The sequence below is a fragment of the Bilifractor porci genome (genome assembly GCF_009696005.1).
In the GTDB taxonomy this organism is placed as follows: Bacteria; Bacillota; Clostridia; order Lachnospirales; family Lachnospiraceae; genus Bilifractor; species Bilifractor porci.
The window spans coordinates 126,217-145,116 of record NZ_VUMV01000006.1 but is presented as its reverse complement, the minus strand read 5'-3'; the positions used below and the strand labels follow the sequence as shown (position 1 = coordinate 145,116).

Genomic DNA, 18,900 nt, shown 5'->3' with positions numbered 1-18,900 from the left:
ATGCCTGCATTCAGATTCAGTACTATTTTACATGCATGTCCGTTTTCTGTAAATCCGGGCGGTACAAAAGTTCTTCCCCGTTCTCCCCGAACGCATGTACTTTTTTCATGACGGCGCATATCTTTGCGTCCATCTGCGCTCTGTTTTCTGTCCGGAGATAACAGCGGGCATAATAGGGCGCAGGACCGAACCGCCCGACCTCATCCCCTTCTTTATAGAAAGGATGGAAACCGACGGTTTCCTTCTGCTGTGCCAGTTCCAGAACACTGTCCTGATTTTCTATTTTTCCGGGTCTTACGCTTGTCAGGTAGATACCGGCGGCGCAGCCGCTGCCCCTGGGATTGTGTCCGCGCAGGCGTTCTCTCCCGTGATCCGGACTGCAGACCAGATCCAGAAGGTAATCCTCCAGCGAAAGACCTGTGGTATATTCGGTCAGCTCGTGTTCAAATCCGAAGAAGCGGGCGGCAATCTCCCCGATTTCTATGTTTGTCCCGTCCCAGAAACACTGCATGGCCAAAGGTCCCTGCTTCTGCCCGGTTTTCTCCACGTATCTCTGCAGAATATCGGTCACAGCCGGCGCTGCCTGGTCAAAATAACGCGAGGGATAAATATTCGCGTAATTGACCCGGATGGTGTTCCGGTCCAACTCTGCGGTCATCCGGTCTGCCAGCGAGAGCAGCTGCACTTTTCCGTCCACGACGGCGGCCTGGGCATTCAGCTCCTGCCCGCGGGACACGCTCTCCAGAAGAGCCTCTCCGTGAATCAGCTCCGGGTCTGTCCGGCGGAACCACTCCCGGATCTCTTCCGGACTCCAGACGACCTGAAGGCCGCGGGATCCATAGGAATTGACCGGCTTTATGACGGCAGGGAAAATATTCCAGGGCTCCTGCCCCTCTTTCCCGGAGCCTGAACCGGGGAGCCACTCTTCGGCTTTCGTCCGGCGGAATTCCGGAACATGAAGCCCCAGTTCCCGGCAGATTTTCTTTGTCACCTGCTTATCCCGGTAAGCCGGAAGCATGGCCGGAACAGCATAGCAGGGGATTCCCGCCCGATCGGCGATCCGCACCATCATCTCAAACATAATGTCAGAAAAGCTTGTGATGATGGCATTAATTTTTTCTTTTTTACAGATTTCCGCAATCCGGTCTACATCCCGGACATCCGCCACATAGTCTCTATCCGCCCAGGTACGCGCCGGTCCGTCCGCGTTCCCGTCGCAGACTACTGTGTAACAGCCTCTGGCTTTTGCCTTTTTTACCAGCTCCGTCATCTCGAAGAGTGTTCCCAATATCATCAGTCTTTTCTGCATTCTGAACCCTCCTCTTCTCCTGCGCCGCTTTCTGTTTTTTCATAGACCTTTTTCACCACAAACTGTGGAGCGGAATTGATACACATAAAAATTCTGCCGATATATTCTCCCATGATTCCGAGCATCATCATCACCATACCGAAAAAGAACAGGATGACACACATCAGGGCGGAATATCCCTGAGGAATGGTCGGATCGGCAATCCGGTGGAAAATAGTGACCAGCATGAAAATAAAGGCAAACAAAACCGTGATAACCCCGGCCACCCCTGCAATCCGCAGCGGTTTCACCGTAAAATTCGTGAAATTGGACCAGAGCTTCAGGAGGGACCGGAAGGTATACCCCGACTTTCCCTCCACCCTGTCATAGTGCTCGATGTCCACGTTTGTCATTTTCCGCGTGGTCCGGAGGAACAGTCCTTCCATAAAGGAATACGCGAATTTATAGTTGATAATCTCATTGATCACGTAGCGTCTGGCGACCCAGAAGCTGGTGCAGGAAAGGTTCTTCGGTTTGTTCAGAAACATGGTCTCAAACGAATCGTCCATCCGGGTAAACAAACGGCGGATCGCACTGTGCTTCTTATGAAAGTATCTGCCGAATACGACATCATACCCCTCTTCCAGTTTTTCCAGAAGGACCGGTATGTTGTCCGGCCGCGTCTGCATGTCATCGTCCAGGTTTACCACGATCTCTCCTGTGACATAATGCATGGCTGCCAGCTGGGCGTTCGCCTGGCCGGTATTCTTCACCAGATCTACCAGCTTTACGAAAGGATACTTCAGCCGCATTTCTTTCAGAAAAGGCAGCGTCTTCGGATCCGGGGAACAGTCGTTGACCAGAATTACCTCGAAGCTGTCGGTATGCAGACGGCTGCGGAACACATCGCAGATACCCGCAAGCTCCTGGTCGAAAATATCCTGGGTATTGTAGCAGGGGACAATAACGGAATATTTCATGGGGCTCCTCATCTTAATCGAACAAAAAAGTGTGTGATATGAATAAAGGCGCCCGGCTGATGCCTGGCGCCTCGAGCTGATAACCAGAATCGAACTGGTGACCTCATCCTTACCAAAAAGCAGGAACGCTTTTTCTCGTTTATTCTGGCTTTCCGTAATTCCTTGAAAAACCGCCTTTTCACGGACTTTTCTTTCGGTAGTGTAAGGTGCTGTGTTCTTGTTCATCGTAACTTTCTGAACAAAATCTGAACACATCCAAGCGTCAGCTAACATCGCTTTCTGATTGTAAGGCGTTTCGTATGCTTCTGTCAATCCTCTTGACGAAAAAAGTCCGAGCCTCGGAGTTTTTCCAATGCTCGAACCTCTCCGCCGAAAAGAGGGATTTTATCTATACTGCCTTGCCTGCGCTCTGCTCCAGAAAATCGTCTATCTTGTTTGCCGCCTCTTTGTTCTGCTTTTCAAAACTATGGGCATATATATCCATTGTCGTGGAGCTTTTCGCATGACCGAGTATCTTGCTAATATCAATCAGGTTGATGTCAAGGTAGTTTAGCAATGTTGCACACGAATGCCGCAATCCGTGAAGTGGAATGGTCGGAAGTTCCTCGAATCCTCTTTCCTTTGCTTCACCCTCGTGTTCCTTTATCCATTTATTTACAAACTCAATATGATGTTTGAAATAGTGGTATGGCGTAGAGCGGTCCATAATCTTCCCGTTCCACTGTATAAACAGGTTTCCGTTGCCTTGCCATTTATCCCCTGTACTCAAGCGATAGATATTGTATTCTTGACGATACTGCTTCAGCAAAGGAACAATGGCGGCGGGAAAACTGACTGTCCGAACCGATGTTGCCGTTTTGGGTTTTTTCAATACAATACCGTCTTCGGACATCCCGACTGACTTTGATATATGGATTTCTCTTTTCTCGAAATCAATATCGCTCCAATGGAGTGCAAGTGTCTCGCCCTTTCGAAAACCGCAGTATAACGACAGGGTATAAAACACTATCAACTGTGTCGAAGTCTGGTATGGCTCTTGATAATCTGCCACATTATATGGCTTGCCCGTGTCATCAATTCTTTGATGTCCTCTGACCTTTCGGTAAAATCTTGTATTCAGCGTTTCAAGAAACATCAATGACTGTTCAGGCGTGAAGAATTTTAACTGCGGTTCTTCCTCATCATTCTTTGGCACTTTGGCATCTCGACACGGGTTTATCTGTATCATCTGCCAACGTACTGCCGTTCGGAACATTCCGCTCATTACGTTTGCAATCTTACGGATGGAGCCGTTAGAATACCGCCCCATCAGCGATTTATAAAATATCTCAATATTCGGTGTCCGTATTCTTGCCACCTTGTATGTCTTGAAATGGGGCAGTATTACATCATTGATGATATGGGTATAACTCTCATAGGTGGAGTATGCAAGTTCTGTCTTAGCATTGGCAAGCCATTTCTCCGCATAATCCTCAAACGACATTTCTTCGCCCTCGTAGCTCTCGCCGTTTTTCAATCTATCCTCTAATGCCATAGCATATTGGTTGGCTTCTCGTTCCTGTTGCTTCGGGGTGGCGGTCTGCTTGACCGTATAGGTGCTGACTTTTACAATCTGTTTTCCCGACTTATCTTCTCCGAGCGATACTCTGATACGGTACACCACTTGACCGTTTTTCTTTTCAACTCTTTTAACTGATGCCATTTCTTCATCTTTTCCTTTTCTATGCTCTGAACACTTACCCTTAGTTGAATGTGGTTTTTAGATACGCTTCAAGCGATTTTACTTCTACAAACAGCACTTTGGCGTCTCCCGACTTGACTGCATTTATTTTGCCGTCCTTTATCATTCTCGATATTGTCCGCTCCGAAACACCATAGAGCTTTGACACCTCATAAATCCGTTTATACCCTTTATCCGGACTTTCCACCTCGATATGGGCTTGCTTTCGGTTGTGGGAGCGGTCGTTATATTCGCCAGTCTCTTTATAGTGCTTCTTCCACATAACCGTTGCAATCTCTGCAAATTCTTTGACTTCCTGCAACTGTAAGGCTTCGTCAATATCCTGTGTCGGTGTGTAGCGTATCTGCTTTAACACATTGGATTTCTTGATTGGATCTCTGCCGATATACATTTTGATGGAATATACGACAGTTCCGCTTTTTGTTGTTAATCTTGTAATATTCGCCATAATTCATGCCCCCTGTCTAACTTCCTTAGCATAACGGTAGAACGTAGCCGTATTCAGTCCTAATTCGTGCATTAACTCAAACGGTCGTTTTTCTCCGTTGGTAACTGCCTTGTAATGCTCTGAAAACACTTCAATCGTCATTGCTCTTGGCCTGCCATAGCGTTCCCATTCGCCTCTTGCTTTCATCGCCTCAATACCCTCACGCTGTCTTTTTTCCTTTTTCTCCATTTCTGCCTGTGCCATACTCGCATACAATTCCAACATCATATTGTTGATAGTTTCCAACATCATCTTGGCAAGCGTGTTTTCCATATTGGAAACATCTGTCAGCGTGGTCGGCAGTTCCAGCACCATAACTCGGATATTGTTGTCTTGGAAATAGCGTAATTCTTCCATTGTTGCCTTTTTATTCCGTCCAAGCCTGTCTAACTCCGTGACAATCAGCGTATCGCCGTTTTCAAGGATTTCCTCTTTCAACATCTGGTATCGGGGGCGGTTGAAATTCTTTCCCGTCTGCTGGTCGGTGTAAACCTTATTCCGATACAGTTTCACGCCGTTGTCTTTACAATACCTCGTGATTTCCGCAATCCCTCTGTCAAGGTGTTGGTCGGTGGTACTTGTTCTGTGGTATGCAACAATCTTCATAAGGACACTTCCTTTCTGACGTACTCGATACCGTCCAGACTTTCCAATCCATTCTTGAAAATGTCGTCTGTCATCGTAACGAAGTACAACGCTGTGACACTCTCGGTCATCTTTTCCGAAAACATTTCATAAGGTACTTGCTTTTCAGAACCGAGGTCGGCAAACATACAACCATAACCCTTGTTTTCCATTTCCTCAATCATGCTTTCGACTTCTTCGTATCTTGCCATAGGCTACTCCTTTCTAAGATAGCTGAACACTTGTTCCGCAATCAGCGTCTCCAACTATTCTTAAAAAGACAACAGCCAATAGTAAGAACTCTTGAAAATTGTCACGCATACTTTTTAACAGTATTTTCAGCACCGTTTCCGATATGCTTGAATTGTACGGATTTCAACAACATCATTCGCCCGTGTTGAGGAAGTCGATAAACCTGTCATAATTGACAAGATACTTCTTTCCTGTTTTTATATGGACGATACGCCCCTCTAAACACAATTTCCGTATGTAATCATAGGAAAGTCCTGTCAAGCTCGCCATTTCCCGTAAAGTTTTCATTCTTGGAATTATTTTCGGCTCTGCGATTTCTCCATTCTCTTGAATTGCTGTATTACTCAATACCTGAAACGGAGTAATACGGTCTTCTGATACCACTTTCATTTGTCCTGCTCCTTTTCTTCTACGGAACAACACAAACGTATCTCCCTGGACTACCGCCTATGTGTTCATTTTTGGATTTTACTTTTGCCCGACTGGACTACTTGGAAATCGTGCGACTGCACACTTGTCATAGACTTTTGATTTTTCTTTATCTTGAAAATACGGATGGTCTGTTGGCTCTCGCAACACTCTTATTCAATAACCGTAACCGATACCCCTGTGAAAACACTTCCGCAAGTGCTTTCTGTGCCTGTCTTAATTCTGCCGCCTTGACTTTTTCGTATGCCCTTTGTTCTTCGGTCTTGCTTCCGTCAATCGCCTGTTTCCTCAACGGAACGCTTACCATTTCAGCATAGGCAGGATATTTCAACAGTTCCAACACCGCACGAGAACCGATAACGCCAGAATTGATTGCTTTTGACAGCGTATCTGAAATAATAGTAGTGTTCGCCGCTGTCCTTACAGACGGCAGTTTTGCCATCATCTGCAAAGCCTTGTTTTGCACTTGGGCGGAAGTGTCCTTGTCTGCCGTGAAGTCGTATTCCCTATTATTGATAGCGTTTACTTTTTCAAACAATTTCTGATAGACTGCATCATTATCCTCAAGCATAGCGGACAGTTTTGTTTCAAACCGCTTGGAAAGACTGTCAACCGTGGCGGTGTCAACTCTGCCATATGTTTCTTTGAAGTCTTTCACATTCCCATACACCGCCTTGATTTCCTCGGGTGTTGACGCTCTCCGTATTTCCTCACATATTCTGTTATGGCTTTCCACAATACTCATTTCTTCCATTTTCTCAATCCTCCTGTCCTTCGGCATTTTCCCAATCCTCGTCGCTCCAATCGTCGTCTGGCAAACTGTACGGAACGACTTTCACAATTAACTGCTGTTCCTCGTTTTCCATATCATTCAAGAGCAACGGCGTGTTTGTTCCGTAGGCTCTGTCCAGAATGTATTTACAAGCATTGAAACGGTCTTTACTGTCCTTATCCTTTGCGATCCGTATAATGCTTTTCAAGGCGGGAACGGTAGAAGATTTCAGCAATGCCTTAAATTCCGCTTTCTGTGCCTTTTCTTCTTCGGTCTGCTTCGGTCTTCCTCTGGGATTTCCGCTTTGACCCTTTACAAACGCCATTGTTCATCACTCCTTAATCATCGTTTATTCTGACAGTCAGGCTTTTTAGGTTTGGCTGCCAATTCGAAATAAACGCTTCTTTACATTCGGCTGTCTTCATTTCCTCTAGCACCGCCCGTTTCTGCTTGATGTTATCTGTTAGCGTTTCTATCAGCAGATTGTAAGCATCTACTGCGTCAACAGGGGTACGCCGAAACTTTATATCAGCCGATACTCTGTCTATCTTCATACGATGCACCTCACATTCCGATTGATAATCTCTTGTTACAAATCCTTTATTTCTTCTTGGGTTATCTACCTTTTTGAAAACCGATAAAACCCTGTTATTCTGCAACGATAATTCCATTTTGTACTCTTTTCTTAGCCTTGGAATCATCCCCATATTTAGGACATTATCCAGCGGCATTATGGAACATTTTGAGTGTTTCAAGCACGCCGATTGGAATACCAAAGTTGTTTTTCTTGTAGTAATACACAACTTTACTGCTCCTATCTTCGATATGCTTATAATCCGTGTACCACCGTTTTAACGCTTTCCGAAGCACTTCCATATCCACTATCAAATCTTTGTGTCTGGCTACTGTTTCTGCAATTTCGTTTCCCGTTTCTGAACTTGTAAGACTTTCAAATACGGTCTGCACGCAGTAATTCAGGTATGGCTTGATGTACTTGTTTTCCACTTCCTCAAATACAGTCTTGTATTCACGACACAGCACAGCCAATCCCTCTCTTGTCAATACGGCATTCAATGTCTTGTCTTTATATACCCGCTTCAAATACTCGTTATAAAACTTGAATTCTATACGAAGCAGATTTCTCTCTACTGCCGGATTGCCCTTTTCGTGCTGTTCCTCGGTTTTGTCGTATATCTTAACAAAATATTTCTTCGGAACGTAGGTACTGCACGATAGGGTTTTCTTTTCAAAGCCCTGCTTCCTCTTGCGTTTTCGATATGTTGTCGTTTTGTCGAACGCCTTTTCAAACATATCAACGACATTAGATAACAACTCCGGACTTTTTACTTTGAGCGTGAGATTACATTCTGCCTGCATAACCTCTATACTTCCCAAATCATAGGATTCATCTGAATACTCATTTTGCAGATACTTCTTCAAATATTCCCGAATAGCCTCTAATACCATTGAACGCACAATTTCAATTTTGATAGCGTCAACTACTCCAAACGGTTTACAGTTGTTCGGTCTAATACAGTGAACAGGATTGATATATACTGACACTTTCCCATTTTGACACCGTATTTTCCCGATATTTTTTCCACCCTTGCTCAATAGAGGTTCTTCATCAACGGATAACATATCCGCCCCGTCAATCGTCAGGGAAATTTCGGCTTGCACGCCGTCCATACCTTGCTGACAACGGCTTGCATAAAATCGTCGGGCAGTAGAAGCCTTATTTTTTGCCACCTTTCGCATTCTCCTTTCTTTTCTCTTTTCAAATTTTTGGACGCAAAAAAGAGCGCCTTTCGTCCTCTGACTACTTAGCGCTCTGGCTTCTCTTTGGCTACTGCCTACTCTAATATTCTAATCAACTTTCGGGAACTCCCGAACTCCGCAATCTCTGCAATTTTTTCTAATTATACAACATTTCAAACGGAAAGACAACAGCCAATTTCAAAAAAATCTGATTTTCCTTGCCCTCGTATAGGGCGGTTATTTTCCGTTCTAAGCCATTTCAAATTTTCTCCTGCATATTCCCACTTGGAACATATTAAAATCAAAAATAGCCGCGGCTCCGTTCCTTATAGCCGCATATCCGATATTTGGCTGTGAGAATCTATTCCTTACAGTATTCGGAACACTTGCCCCCTAACAATACTTCGTACGGCTTACAGACAGGATATGTTTCACATCTTGATGTATTTCCATAGATTACATCGTCCGCATATCTCACAAGACAATCCTTGCAAACCAAATCATCGTTCGTTATCCGTGTTAGTGTCTGCTCACTTCGTATTCTGTCCTCAAAACTCATATTGCACCCTCCGAAATCTTTATACCGCCTATTATATCCAAAACCAGAGAAGACAGGCACAGCAGATTGTCAGGCATCCGCCCACAGGATAAAATCAATTTTCTTAGCGTCTGAAAAGCCTGTGCTTGGGTAGCGTTCATCAAACAGACGGATTAGCGTTTGCCCCTCGTTGGAATAGATATACTCATAATATCGACTGCAATACTCGTGGTACAACCTGACGATTCGTTCTTGTCGGTTGTCATCGTCTGTCGGAACGACCATCCCGAAATGATTGACCGCTACGATTTTATCCCATATCGGACGCTTGGGGTTGATAACCGCTATCAACTTACTTGAAAAGGATAGTTCAAGCTGACCCTCCGCTTGCTTCAAGTGTTCTAAGGTTTCCTCGAAAGTAACCGCCGTTTCCTTGTGACTTTCCAAATACGAATAGAACAGCGTGTAAAAATCGTCATTTCGGAATATAACCTTGAAAAAGCCGTTAAAAGTCCTTTGGAAGTCTCTGTCCTTGGAAACGTCCGTCCAATGCAGAGAATCCATAATATGCTTGTACTTCTTCATTCCCGGATATAGTTTATCGTCATTCTGCAATATGCTCTTTGCAGTCTCAACATCTATCAAACTACGCATTTTGCACCTCTGTGCTATCTGAATACTGCTTTTTCGCATTATATCACAGTCATAACACAGAAGTGAAGTAAAATATCAACTCATTATAATATCCACTATCTGAACATTATAACAAGCATTATAAACAGCACGATTTTTAATATGGTTTTGCCGTAACAAGTAAACATATAATGTAGTCAAGATATATGGAGGAAAGTTATGGCAAAATTCGTTGTTCCACCAAAAGAGGAAACCGCCGTCACTATGACTATCCGCATTGAACGGGATATTCAAGAAGCCTATGGCAAACTGGCGGCAAAGACAAACCGTTCCAGAAACGAGGTAATTGGAATGGCACTCCGTTACGCCCTCGACAATATGGACGTTGACCCGAAAGATCACTAATCCATTAAATAAAAAGAGCCTCGGACTGTCTCCGGGCTTCTTTTTCGTTCACAATTCCCAACTTGAACAAAATCTGAACAAATTCCCCTTTTCGTACTCAGTCATGCTATAATGTTGACGCAAAAACGAAGAAGGCTGTTCGTTCGGCTGATATGACACATCTGAACAAAAAATAAAGACCTTTCGCAAGTACAAAACTCCGAAAAGCCTTTATTTGCCTTTATTTTCGAGCTGGCAACCGGAATCGAACCGGTGACCTCCTCACTACCAATGGTGCGCTACCGGCTGATGCCTGGCGCCTAGAGCTGATAACCAGAATCGAACTGGTGACCTCATCCTTACCAAGGATGCGCACTACCGACTGTGCTATATCAGCATTCCGTCGACCCGCGGTGCTTTCCGCTCGTCAACGGATTAAATCATATCAAACGAGTTATCCCCTGTCAAGGAAATTCTTCATGCCTGCGCGACAAAATTTTTTCAACGTGAATGGAAATTTTCAGTATTATTTATAGTTTTTGGTCAGTCCCTATGGCATGTGGCTTTTTCATGCCTGCCCAAAAAGGGTCTGAATGCCGGAAATGATTTTTTTCCACAGATTTCCCAGCCATGACCAGAGCGAAAAGCCTCCGGTTTTCTGGTCTGCCTGCGATGTACTGTCTGTACTGATGCCTGTCTGATCTGTGCCGGAACCTGATAAGTCGGTTTCGTCCGAACCGGAAGAGGAAACAGAAGAACTGTCCTGGGATGCGTTCTCACTGCTGCCTTCTTCGGCAGCCGCCTGATCCGCCGTCACGCTCTGCGCTGCCAGCGCTGTTTCCTGCTTCTGCTCGTAGGCTTCCAGATTTTCCTGAAATTCCTCGTCTTTGGACAGTTTGACGACCCACCATTCGGAAACGTCTTCCGTCGCCCCTTCAATCTGGGATATCCGGTTGGCGCCCTCCTCCCCTTCGTAGGTTTCCGTAAAAGCGAACTCACTGGAATGCCAGAAAACATCATCATCCGGGGAATCCCCCCAGAAAAACCCTACGTGGTGATAATCGGAAACGGACATCGGGCCGCCCTCATCGAAAGACCAGATAATATCTCCCTTTTCCAGAACGCCGGACGCGAGCATCTCCTCCTTGGCAGAGAAGGTGTAATAAACAATGTCGTGGCTGTAAATCCAGATTACCCATCCGCCTCCGTTTTCATAAGGAGAGGTATCCGCCCCTTCCCAGCAGGGTACATCTTCTGAATTCTGCTCCGCCACCGCGTGCAGCACATTCCAGACAAAGCCCTCGCACTGCATATGGCCGTCCGCGCCGGGCTTCTGGCTTTCCCCTTCTGTCTCCTCATAGGGAGTCCCTATATACTCCTCCTGGTTTTCCAGCAGATACAGAACCAGATCCGAGCGGGTGAAGCCAAAATAATCATTCACATAATCCGAGCCATACTCTGTGTAAGAGCTGCCGCTCTGGCCTCCCGCTGAGCCGCCGCCCGTCTGATCAGAGCCGTAGTCCTCCTGCGCCTGGCCGCCATACCCGTTTCCGTAAACCGGCGTATCCTCAGATCCGTCCTGAGGAGTTCCGTACCAGTATTCATTCTGCTGCTGGTAATCATCACTGCCCGCATCCGGCGCCGCCCAGTCCTCCGCAAAAACATACTGCGCGGTTCCCGCCACTGCAGATAGAATCACTACAAAGATGATAAAAAGATCGGGTACTCTGATCTTTCTTGTTCTTCCTAAAAGCATCATTTATAACAATCCCCTTTTTATGGCGGTTATTGTAACGCTGTTTTCCAGACAAACACAAGTGAAAAGAGTGTGTCCATCTCTCTGGGCATGTCCGCTATATTCTGGTATGATGGTTTCTGTAGGCATTTTGTCACATGGGGAGACCTGACATGTTTTTTGATTTTTCATCCCATTCTGATAAGGGCAGTGCGGAAGATCAGGAGCGAAAGCTTCTGCTGTGCGTGCTCCTTGTATTTGCAGCCGGATGTTTTTTCCGCTGGATTTACACGGCCCAGGTTCCATACAATATTTCCAGACACGACCTGGGAGAGATTTCCGACTGGCAGACGGTAACAAAGGGTCATCTGGGTTATATTCAGTATTTATATCAGTTCCACCGGTTTCCTGAGGTAGCGGAGGAATATTCTCAATTTTATCACCCTCCCCTGTTTCATCTCTGCGGAGCCGCAGTGATGAAATTTATTCTCCATTTCGGGGGCTCTGTGGCAGAAACCTTTGAGTGGATCCAGGCCATGAATATGGTTTTTGCTGATATCGCCGTGCTTTTTTCCATTCTCACGGTTTTCCGGACGGTCCGCGCGGCGGATTCCCGGCTGATTCTTACTGCGTTTTTCTCTTTTTGTCCGATCTGGTTTATTTTGGGAACCGAAATAAACAATGACTGCCTGATGACGATGTTCTGCACAATCACCCTCTACCTTACGGTGTGCTGGATTCAGGAACGCAGCTGGCGTCTTATCGTCCTTCTGGCACTGAGTTTCGCCCTCGGCATGCTTTCCAAAACCTCCGCGGTTCTTCTCGCTCCCGCGGTTGGTCTGGTTTTTCTGTATACGCTCTGGAAAGACAGAAAAAAGCCCGGAACTGTCCTGCTGCAGATTGCCCTGTTCGGCGCGGTCTGCATACCGCTCGGTCTTTCATGGGTTCTAAGAAACAAGGTTCTTTTTGGTATCCCATTTAACTATGTCCCGGCTTTCGATACTGATTCCGGACAGTATATCGGCACGGTTCCGCTTTCCGCGCGGATCGGTTTTCCCTCTCTCCGGCAGATAACGCTTTGTTCCATTGATTGGAATCATTACACAGACTATGCCAATATCTGGGGCCAGACCTTTCTTACCATGAGCTTTGACGAAGGCATTGTCCCGGTTACTACGCTTTCCAGGCAGGCAGCCGGAATGGTTCTCCTCTGGGCAGACGCAATTTTATATCTTCTGGGTATTGTAGAACTGATCCGGATGGTTTTCCGGAAATCTGTGCGCGCAGAGTACCGGATTCTGCTTTTCACAGGATTCCTTACGCTGGCAGCCGGATATGTGTCCTTCGCCTTCCGGTACCCGCAGGTCTGTACCATGAATTTCCGCTATATTGCCCTCACCTGGCTGCTTCTTCTGACCGCCCATGGAATGAACCAGGACTGCCGGACCGGAAAACACCGGAAGATTCTCCGGAAGATTTTTTCGTTTTTTATCGGCATTGTCTCGGCTTTTTCAGCAGGACTTTATCTTCTGATACACTGATTTTTACGCAGTCAGGTAATAATGGGGCTCTGGCTCTGAAACCCAGTGGTTTGAACCAGATTTCTGTGATTTGGCACAGGCTGCAGAGGAGAAATTATGAAATCTTTATCTTTTTTCACGGCTCTGTCCGAGAGACAGAATAACATTCAGAATAATAATACTCCCACGTCCGGCTCCGCGACCGCTTCTGACTGCTTCCGGTTTCTGTTCAAAAGGAAAAGAAATATTCTCCCCGTAAACGGCCTTCCTTCATGGAGTCGAAGATTTTTCTGCCTTCTGCTCTCCGCCTTTTTGTGCCTGGTCACGCTTCCCTTCCGGACGCTTTATTTTATGGAACCGGATGATTATCTGCTGAATTTTATTGCCAACGGTTCCTACGGGTGGAAGTACAGTGAAAATCTTGTTTATATCCGGACTTCCGTGGGATATCTGCTTAAGGGACTGTACTACCTTACCGGAGCGGTAAACTGGTATGCTGTTCTGCTCCTTCTTGTTATTTTGTGCAGCTTTGCTGTTTTCTATGATATTTTATGGCTTCGCACCCGCTCCGCAGCAGCTCTGCTGCTTACTGCATCTTTGAATTTTCTGCCTGTTCCTGTCTTTTTCACCTATACGGCTGGCGCTTTTTTCTCTGCCTGCGCAGGGCTCCTGCTCCTGGATGACGGCCTGTTCCATCGCCGGGGCTCAAATAATACCGGGACAGTAGAACTGATCGCCGGAATCGTTTTCTTTTATTTCGGTTTTGCCCTGCGTAAAGACACCATCGTTCCTGAACTGGCTCTGTGCTTACCGATCGCAGCGTACAGCTTTCTCCATGCAATCCGCAGCTGCACTTCCATAGTAAAAAGGGGAGATGGCAAAATGTCTTCTGATGGGCATTCCTTCCGCTCTTCTAAAACTCAAAATGCCGATGGTGCAGCTTGCTGCGAGATGTCTTCCCGCATCTCCAACACTAAAAATGCACACAGCGCAATCTCCCGCCGGATCCTGCCCGCTCTGCTGGCCGGAATTCTTCTTTTTGGCGGAGATGCGGTCATCCAAAGCAAGTCCTATGGTTCTGACACCTGGAGATTTTTTTCTTCTTTTAATGAGGCACGTACTTCTGTTGTAGATTACAACCGGCTCTCCTATGGTCTACATAAAACAGAACTGGAAAACGCGGGACTTTCCGCCACAGACTATGACATGCTCTGCTCCTGGAAGTTTGCGGATAAAAAAGTATTCACCATAGACGGCATGACGGCCGCAGGAAAACTTGCCAGACACAGTTTTTCTTTGCCGGAACGGGTGGCAGATGCCAGACAGAACCTCCAGGGTGCCAATCTCCGGATTTTTCTGCTTCCCGCTGCTGCCTGGATCTTTCTTCTTTTTCTGAATTTCGCACGACGCAGAAAAAGGATTTTGCGCCCGATCCTGCTTTCCGGCCTGACACTGCTGATGTGGTATCTGCTCTGCGCCGCACTTCTGCTGTACCGCATGCGTTTTGTGACAAGAGTTGCCGCACCGCTGATGATGACAGCCATCATCTGGATTCTGACAGCTGAATTAGGGCATGAACAAGCTGCCCCTGCCAACAGAAACGTGAAGCCGGAACAGGCTGTCCCCGCCAGTGAAAATGAAAAACCAGATACAGAAAACTCTTCCGGCAGAAAATCTGTCTGGAAGGAATCTTGTCGAAATGTTATCTGTAGTGTCCTTGCTATCGTTTCGCTGCTTCTGACCGTGGACATGGAGATAACCTGCACTAGGGATTTTCTTGCCTCTACCCAGGATCACCGTCAGGAAGGCAATACTGCGTATCAGTCCGTGAAAGAAGAGGTTGCCGCAGACAGCAGCCGGTTATGCATCATTGACGGCTATGTACTGAGCATGCTCTACTTTTATGACCGACCGGTGAAGGACGTGCTCTGCACTGATACCTTTCAGAATATCGTCCGTTCCGGAAGCTGGGACAGCTTTTCCGGACGGTATTATCTGCAGGCAGAAAACCTGAATCTTTCCGACCCGGACCGCCCGCTTCTTTCTCTGGTTACCGATCCCGAAACAATATTTGTCAGCCAGGATGCCTCGCTGATGCAGGCCTTCCTCTCTGAGCAGACAGGAAAAAACATTCAGGCTGAAGAAAAAAACACGGGTACAGACATCCACATCTATCGTTTTCGTGCAATTTCATAAAGTATAAGATGTCACAAATCAACCAAAGTGAACTGCCGATCCTCGTCATAGAACTGCACCTTCTGATGCCATTTGGAGAAATAGTCTTGCAGAAAGAGCTTTGCATCTCCGGAAAGAGCTTTATCTGCAGAAAAATGCTGCCGATCACAGCTTTCATGATAATGGATTTCCGTATGGCAGCGATCCTCCATGATTTTTTTCAGTTCCAGAAAATTTTGGATTGTAATGACCATTTCTTTTTTTTCCTTGTTCAAGCATTTTTGAGTTTCTCTCACCAGTAACATAAGTTCAAAAAATTTTAATTGCAAGTATCTATAAAATACATCATACTATGAGTGCCAGAAGTAGCAGCGATGTTCCTTCGATATGGAGATAAGGAGCTTCTCCCGTTGAAGCCGCCAACGTAAAAAACTTGTACTCACACGTCGGCTAGAGATCTGCCTTGGCTGCAGAATGAGGCCGATACCATTGGCATTGGAGCCATAAAGGTTCCGGTCGGCAAGCGACTTAAAATACGGCAATTCAAAGTTTTACAGAAGAGGATCCGAAGCGATGCGGGTTCTCTTTTTACGTTAGCAGAGAAAAGAGCCTGGCAGCCCATATAAGGACAACGCATCTCTGATTGCGGCGCAGCATATTGTAACGGACATGCTGGAAATCAGTCGATCCGTTTCTGGAAAGCAGGTGAACTACCCATCGCCTAAAGGTAATGGGCTTCTAAGAGCCTAATAGCTCTATTTAAGAAGTTTGAAATTTAAGATATTCCCTGCACCTCTGCTCGCAGGTCATTGTTTTGCCGGACTGCTGGATGGGCAGGGTTCCGATATATTCTACCTGCACATCCGCATCCTGCCCCAGATATTTTTTATAGGAATCCACCACGGTTTTTTCGTCCGGCTTTACCCCCGGACACGGATTCAGCTGCAGCAAATAGGATTTCTTTCCTGTCTGGATGCATTTTGCCTGACGGAGAACGCCTTCAAAATTCAGCAGATTATTCATAAATACATGAATGGAAAGCGGTTCTCCCTTGGTATTATAGATCAGCGATCCTCTGCGGCCGTAGATCTCAGTCAGATACCGGTGGATTCTTCCCTGCCCGTCTGTTTCTGTCCGCATCTTCCCGGTATCTCCTGTATCATAGCGGATCATGGGAAATGCCCTGTTGTAATAATCGGTCAGGACGATTCTTCCCAGCTCCCCTTCTTCCGCAGGAGCATCCGAATCCATTTTCAGAATTTCCACATAGAAGTTATATTGATCCACCACATACTCATCCCCGCCGTCCAGGGTTACCGCGACGAAACCATTCTCATTATTCCCGTATGAGAGAATCGGGCGGATTCCGAAGATTCTCTCCGCCTTTTCCCGATAGCCTTCGGCAAGTGCTTCACCCATGGTAAAAATAAGCTCTACAGACCATCCGCGGATATCATATCCGGTTCTGTCGATGTAATCGGTAAGAACTTGGATTGCGCTGGAATAGGCGATAAGCGCCTGAATTTTCTGTCTTTTAATAGAATCCAGGATCTCCTTCACTGAGTCATCACTCATGTTGGAAATCTCGATCATGATCAGGTTGTTTTTAAAAGACTTCCAGCCGGAAATGGTGTTTTTCCCCTTGATCCAGGCGCGGAATTCTCCCCTCTTCATACCGAGACGGAAGCCGTTCAGTTCCAACACAGACATAGAATTCATATAAACATGCGCCGCTTTTTCCGGATCTCCCAGTACGGTAAACGGAGTTCCCGTGGAACCGCTGGTGGAAAATCTCTCCAGCTTATCCCGACAGTCCCGGTACTGATCGCTTAGGATTTCTTCATAGTGATCCAGAAAATCCCCCTTGGTCTGGACGGGAAAATCCTCCAGTTTTTCATGGACGGGAAGGCTGCCGTAAAAAGCACAGTTTCTCACCGCGTAGGAAAGGATATCCTGAATTCTGCGGTCCTGATACTCCTTTGTCACACCGTTTGCAATTTCTGATTTATTAACCTCTTTCAGCCTGTTCAGGCGTCCTCCATGAAGCGTATCCAATGCATTGAATGCGGTTCTTCTGATTACTTCTCCCGGCTGCATTTTCTTCCTCCTGTATCTCGTTTCTTTCGCGCCGTCCGGCGCTGTTCCTTTCATTTTTGATTTCTGTTCTGAGAAAGCACCTATCTTTTATTTCTGCTGTCTGTTCCCAGAACGTCCTGTCTTCTGTTCCTGCCGTCTGTTCTCAGAACATCCCTATCTTCTGTTTCTGCCGTCTGCGTATTTTATTCCGGAATATACGGTTCCCAGAATCATGACCGCACCGATCCGGAGGGCATTTGCTATCAGCATAGCCGCCGCGAATCCGCGGAGCCCCGCCCCAGGCGTCATGCCGACAATAAGGATAAGCAGAACGATCAGATGAATGACCTGAAGAATCAGCTGCCATTTTTCATCGGTAAAGGTCAGTACTACAATAAACAGATACGCTGAAAGCATTGCAAGAATCTGCGTGAGATTGACAACGGTTACCAGTCCTGCCGTGGATTCCGCCAAATCCGAATAGAACAGCCGGATAAAAAGCGGGGTTCCGATCTGGCAGAGGAGAAAAAACACGGCGGAAACCGCAATTCCCGCTCCGGAAAAAAGAAAAAACTGCTTCCGGCTGATACGTCTGTTCTCTTTTGTCAGGTAGGAGATAATAATCGTGTTGATGGGCGCGATAAATAAAACCAGCGTTTTCCCTATCAGCGAGACCACATAATACTGTGTAACAGCGGTTCCGCCAAGCGCAGACTTCAGATACAGCCTGTCGATGTTCAGTGTGACATTTGTCACCAGATAGGAAATGACCAGAAGCAATCCTCTGCGGACCACAACCGGAAAATATTCCGACCTGTCTGCAAACGGGCGGAAAATGCTTCCTGTGAACCGGACATAGAGAAGCGCTGCCGCCTCTCCTGTAACAAAGATCAGCATCCACTGCCCGGTAAGGCGGTAGAATACATACCCCAGAGCATACCCCACCCCGCAGAAGGTGTAATAGATAAAATATTTCCTGTAATCCAGAGACAGCCTGTACTCCACATCTCCGTAAAACCGGTAGATGGTCAGCAGCATAACAGCAGCCGCAAGCCCAAAGGAAAGAACCCCGTTTAAGGCTTCTCCTGCCAGAAGCAGGGAAACCAGAATGCCGACAGCGGAAAAAATACCGATGGAAAGATTATAATCTCCATTTGTGACCGGAAGCTCTCTTCTTACCACCAGGCGGCTGTTATTCATGGCCTGCCCGACAGATGGCCCAAGAATATTGACAAACGCCATGATATAGAGAACCATGCCATTCTGCTCCGCTCCCAGCTCCGCGTTCAGTCTGGGATAGATCAGCAGCTGCAGGATTCCGTTCAGAACCAGCGCGCCGCCGATGGTATAAAGCGTATTTTTAACGATCTGTCTCTTTTTTGCCCTGTCGACTCTTTCTGTCTGCACGCCTTTTCCCTATGTATCCTTTCACCTATCCTGTCCGTCAGCTGTTTTCGTGGCATTTTTCTGCTGCATTCCTGCCGTTATCCGCACGACGTCCGGTTGTT

At 46.6% G+C, this 18,900-nt stretch carries 19 protein-coding genes and 1 tRNA gene; 3 read left to right on the top strand and 17 right to left on the bottom strand.

What is annotated here, in order from left to right; genetic code table 11:
• Positions 1-22: 22 nt before the first annotated feature.
• The 12 genes from FYJ60_RS09330 to FYJ60_RS09275 all read right to left on the bottom strand — a co-directional run bounded on the left by FYJ60_RS09330 (position 23) and on the right by FYJ60_RS09275 (position 9,523).
• Complete coding sequence (locus tag FYJ60_RS09330; protein WP_154458412.1) at positions 23-1,309, bottom strand: ATP-grasp domain-containing protein; 1,287 nt, start codon at positions 1,307-1,309, stop codon at positions 23-25.
• Positions 1,294-2,268 carry a glycosyltransferase gene (locus tag FYJ60_RS09325; RefSeq protein ID WP_205839046.1) on the bottom strand — a complete coding sequence of 325 codons (975 nt, stop codon included), beginning with the start codon at positions 2,266-2,268 and terminating at the stop codon, positions 1,294-1,296. Before FYJ60_RS09325 ends, FYJ60_RS09330 begins: the two co-directional genes overlap by 16 nt.
• A gap of 388 nt (positions 2,269-2,656) precedes the next feature.
• Complete coding sequence (locus tag FYJ60_RS09320; RefSeq protein ID WP_154458410.1) at positions 2,657-3,970, bottom strand: tyrosine-type recombinase/integrase; 1,314 nt, start codon at positions 3,968-3,970, stop codon at positions 2,657-2,659.
• Positions 3,971-4,010: 40 nt separating this feature from the next.
• Complete coding sequence (locus FYJ60_RS09315) at positions 4,011-4,457, bottom strand: helix-turn-helix domain-containing protein (RefSeq protein ID WP_154458409.1); 447 nt, start codon at positions 4,455-4,457, stop codon at positions 4,011-4,013.
• 3 nt (positions 4,458-4,460) lie between these two features.
• The gene (locus tag FYJ60_RS09310; protein WP_154458408.1) at positions 4,461-5,102 is read right to left on the bottom strand and encodes a recombinase family protein; all 642 of its coding nucleotides are present in this window, start codon (positions 5,100-5,102) and stop codon (positions 4,461-4,463) included.
• On the bottom strand, positions 5,099-5,332 hold the full coding sequence (locus FYJ60_RS09305; protein ID WP_154458407.1) for a hypothetical protein: 234 nt from the start codon (positions 5,330-5,332) through the stop codon (positions 5,099-5,101). The genes FYJ60_RS09310 and FYJ60_RS09305 overlap by 4 nt, the downstream gene beginning before the upstream one ends.
• Before the next feature lie 172 nt (positions 5,333-5,504).
• Positions 5,505-5,762: an excisionase family DNA-binding protein gene (locus FYJ60_RS12650; protein ID WP_235903378.1), complete on the bottom strand. Its 258-nt coding sequence runs from the start codon at positions 5,760-5,762 to the stop codon at positions 5,505-5,507.
• Positions 5,763-5,910: 148 nt separating this feature from the next.
• Positions 5,911-6,555 (bottom strand): hypothetical protein, encoded by a 645-nt coding sequence (locus FYJ60_RS09295; RefSeq protein WP_154458406.1) that lies wholly within the window; start codon positions 6,553-6,555, stop codon positions 5,911-5,913.
• A 4-nt stretch (positions 6,556-6,559) separates the two neighbouring features.
• Positions 6,560-6,898, bottom strand: coding sequence for a DUF5681 domain-containing protein (locus FYJ60_RS09290; protein WP_154458405.1), 339 nt, complete (start codon positions 6,896-6,898; stop codon positions 6,560-6,562).
• A gap of 13 nt (positions 6,899-6,911) precedes the next feature.
• Positions 6,912-7,244: a hypothetical protein gene (locus FYJ60_RS09285; protein ID WP_154458404.1), complete on the bottom strand. Its 333-nt coding sequence runs from the start codon at positions 7,242-7,244 to the stop codon at positions 6,912-6,914.
• A gap of 46 nt (positions 7,245-7,290) precedes the next feature.
• On the bottom strand, positions 7,291-8,322 hold the full coding sequence (locus tag FYJ60_RS09280) for a hypothetical protein (RefSeq protein WP_154458403.1): 1,032 nt from the start codon (positions 8,320-8,322) through the stop codon (positions 7,291-7,293).
• Between the two features lie 637 nt (positions 8,323-8,959).
• Positions 8,960-9,523 carry a hypothetical protein gene (locus tag FYJ60_RS09275; protein WP_154458402.1) on the bottom strand — a complete coding sequence of 188 codons (564 nt, stop codon included), beginning with the start codon at positions 9,521-9,523 and terminating at the stop codon, positions 8,960-8,962.
• A 198-nt stretch (positions 9,524-9,721) separates the two neighbouring features.
• Between FYJ60_RS09275 and FYJ60_RS09270 the strand changes: the two genes are divergently transcribed.
• Complete coding sequence (locus tag FYJ60_RS09270) at positions 9,722-9,907, top strand: ribbon-helix-helix domain-containing protein (RefSeq protein WP_154458401.1); 186 nt, start codon at positions 9,722-9,724, stop codon at positions 9,905-9,907.
• A 303-nt stretch (positions 9,908-10,210) separates the two neighbouring features.
• Here the strand turns inward: FYJ60_RS09270 and FYJ60_RS09265 are convergent.
• Both FYJ60_RS09265 and FYJ60_RS09260 read right to left on the bottom strand, forming a co-directional pair.
• A tRNA-Thr gene (locus tag FYJ60_RS09265) sits at positions 10,211-10,283 on the bottom strand.
• 171 nt (positions 10,284-10,454) lie between these two features.
• The gene (locus FYJ60_RS09260) at positions 10,455-11,645 is read right to left on the bottom strand and encodes a hypothetical protein (RefSeq protein ID WP_154458400.1); all 1,191 of its coding nucleotides are present in this window, start codon (positions 11,643-11,645) and stop codon (positions 10,455-10,457) included.
• A gap of 149 nt (positions 11,646-11,794) precedes the next feature.
• On the opposite strand from FYJ60_RS09260, the gene FYJ60_RS09255 reads away from it, so the two are divergent.
• Both FYJ60_RS09255 and FYJ60_RS09250 read left to right on the top strand, forming a co-directional pair.
• Entirely contained in the window at positions 11,795-13,162 is a 1,368-nt protein-coding gene (locus FYJ60_RS09255; RefSeq protein WP_205839045.1) for an ArnT family glycosyltransferase, read from the top strand.
• A gap of 96 nt (positions 13,163-13,258) precedes the next feature.
• Positions 13,259-15,337, top strand: coding sequence for a hypothetical protein (locus FYJ60_RS09250; protein ID WP_154458398.1), 2,079 nt, complete (start codon positions 13,259-13,261; stop codon positions 15,335-15,337).
• An 11-nt stretch (positions 15,338-15,348) separates the two neighbouring features.
• Here FYJ60_RS09250 and FYJ60_RS09245 read toward each other — a convergent pair whose 3' ends face one another.
• The 3 genes from FYJ60_RS09245 to FYJ60_RS09235 all read right to left on the bottom strand — a co-directional run bounded on the left by FYJ60_RS09245 (position 15,349) and on the right by FYJ60_RS09235 (position 18,799).
• Positions 15,349-15,570: an RDAC family protein gene (locus FYJ60_RS09245; protein ID WP_154458397.1), complete on the bottom strand. Its 222-nt coding sequence runs from the start codon at positions 15,568-15,570 to the stop codon at positions 15,349-15,351.
• Between the two features lie 505 nt (positions 15,571-16,075).
• On the bottom strand, positions 16,076-17,413 hold the full coding sequence (locus tag FYJ60_RS09240; protein ID WP_154458396.1) for a phenylacetate--CoA ligase family protein: 1,338 nt from the start codon (positions 17,411-17,413) through the stop codon (positions 16,076-16,078).
• Positions 17,414-17,566: 153 nt separating this feature from the next.
• Positions 17,567-18,799 carry a lipopolysaccharide biosynthesis protein gene (locus FYJ60_RS09235; RefSeq protein WP_154458395.1) on the bottom strand — a complete coding sequence of 411 codons (1,233 nt, stop codon included), beginning with the start codon at positions 18,797-18,799 and terminating at the stop codon, positions 17,567-17,569.
• Positions 18,800-18,900: the final 101 nt, after the last annotated feature.

Coding starts and splice junctions, on each gene's coding strand:
- FYJ60_RS09330 (WP_154458412.1), bottom strand. CDS start 1,309: ATGCAGAAAAGACTGATGATATTGGGAACACTCTTCGAGATGACGGAG.
- FYJ60_RS09325 (WP_205839046.1), bottom strand. CDS start 2,268: ATGAAATATTCCGTTATTGTCCCCTGCTACAATACCCAGGATATTTTC.
- FYJ60_RS09320 (WP_154458410.1), bottom strand. CDS start 3,970: ATGGCATCAGTTAAAAGAGTTGAAAAGAAAAACGGTCAAGTGGTGTAC.
- FYJ60_RS09315 (WP_154458409.1), bottom strand. CDS start 4,457: ATGGCGAATATTACAAGATTAACAACAAAAAGCGGAACTGTCGTATAT.
- FYJ60_RS09310 (WP_154458408.1), bottom strand. CDS start 5,102: ATGAAGATTGTTGCATACCACAGAACAAGTACCACCGACCAACACCTT.
- FYJ60_RS09305 (WP_154458407.1), bottom strand. CDS start 5,332: ATGGCAAGATACGAAGAAGTCGAAAGCATGATTGAGGAAATGGAAAAC.
- FYJ60_RS12650 (WP_235903378.1), bottom strand. CDS start 5,762: ATGAAAGTGGTATCAGAAGACCGTATTACTCCGTTTCAGGTATTGAGT.
- FYJ60_RS09295 (WP_154458406.1), bottom strand. CDS start 6,555: ATGGAAGAAATGAGTATTGTGGAAAGCCATAACAGAATATGTGAGGAA.
- FYJ60_RS09290 (WP_154458405.1), bottom strand. CDS start 6,898: ATGGCGTTTGTAAAGGGTCAAAGCGGAAATCCCAGAGGAAGACCGAAG.
- FYJ60_RS09285 (WP_154458404.1), bottom strand. CDS start 7,244: ATGGAATTATCGTTGCAGAATAACAGGGTTTTATCGGTTTTCAAAAAG.
- FYJ60_RS09275 (WP_154458402.1), bottom strand. CDS start 9,523: ATGCGTAGTTTGATAGATGTTGAGACTGCAAAGAGCATATTGCAGAAT.
- FYJ60_RS09270 (WP_154458401.1), top strand. CDS start 9,722: ATGGCAAAATTCGTTGTTCCACCAAAAGAGGAAACCGCCGTCACTATG.
- FYJ60_RS09260 (WP_154458400.1), bottom strand. CDS start 11,645: ATGATGCTTTTAGGAAGAACAAGAAAGATCAGAGTACCCGATCTTTTT.
- FYJ60_RS09255 (WP_205839045.1), top strand. CDS start 11,795: ATGTTTTTTGATTTTTCATCCCATTCTGATAAGGGCAGTGCGGAAGAT.
- FYJ60_RS09250 (WP_154458398.1), top strand. CDS start 13,259: ATGAAATCTTTATCTTTTTTCACGGCTCTGTCCGAGAGACAGAATAAC.
- FYJ60_RS09245 (WP_154458397.1), bottom strand. CDS start 15,570: ATGGTCATTACAATCCAAAATTTTCTGGAACTGAAAAAAATCATGGAG.
- FYJ60_RS09240 (WP_154458396.1), bottom strand. CDS start 17,413: ATGCAGCCGGGAGAAGTAATCAGAAGAACCGCATTCAATGCATTGGAT.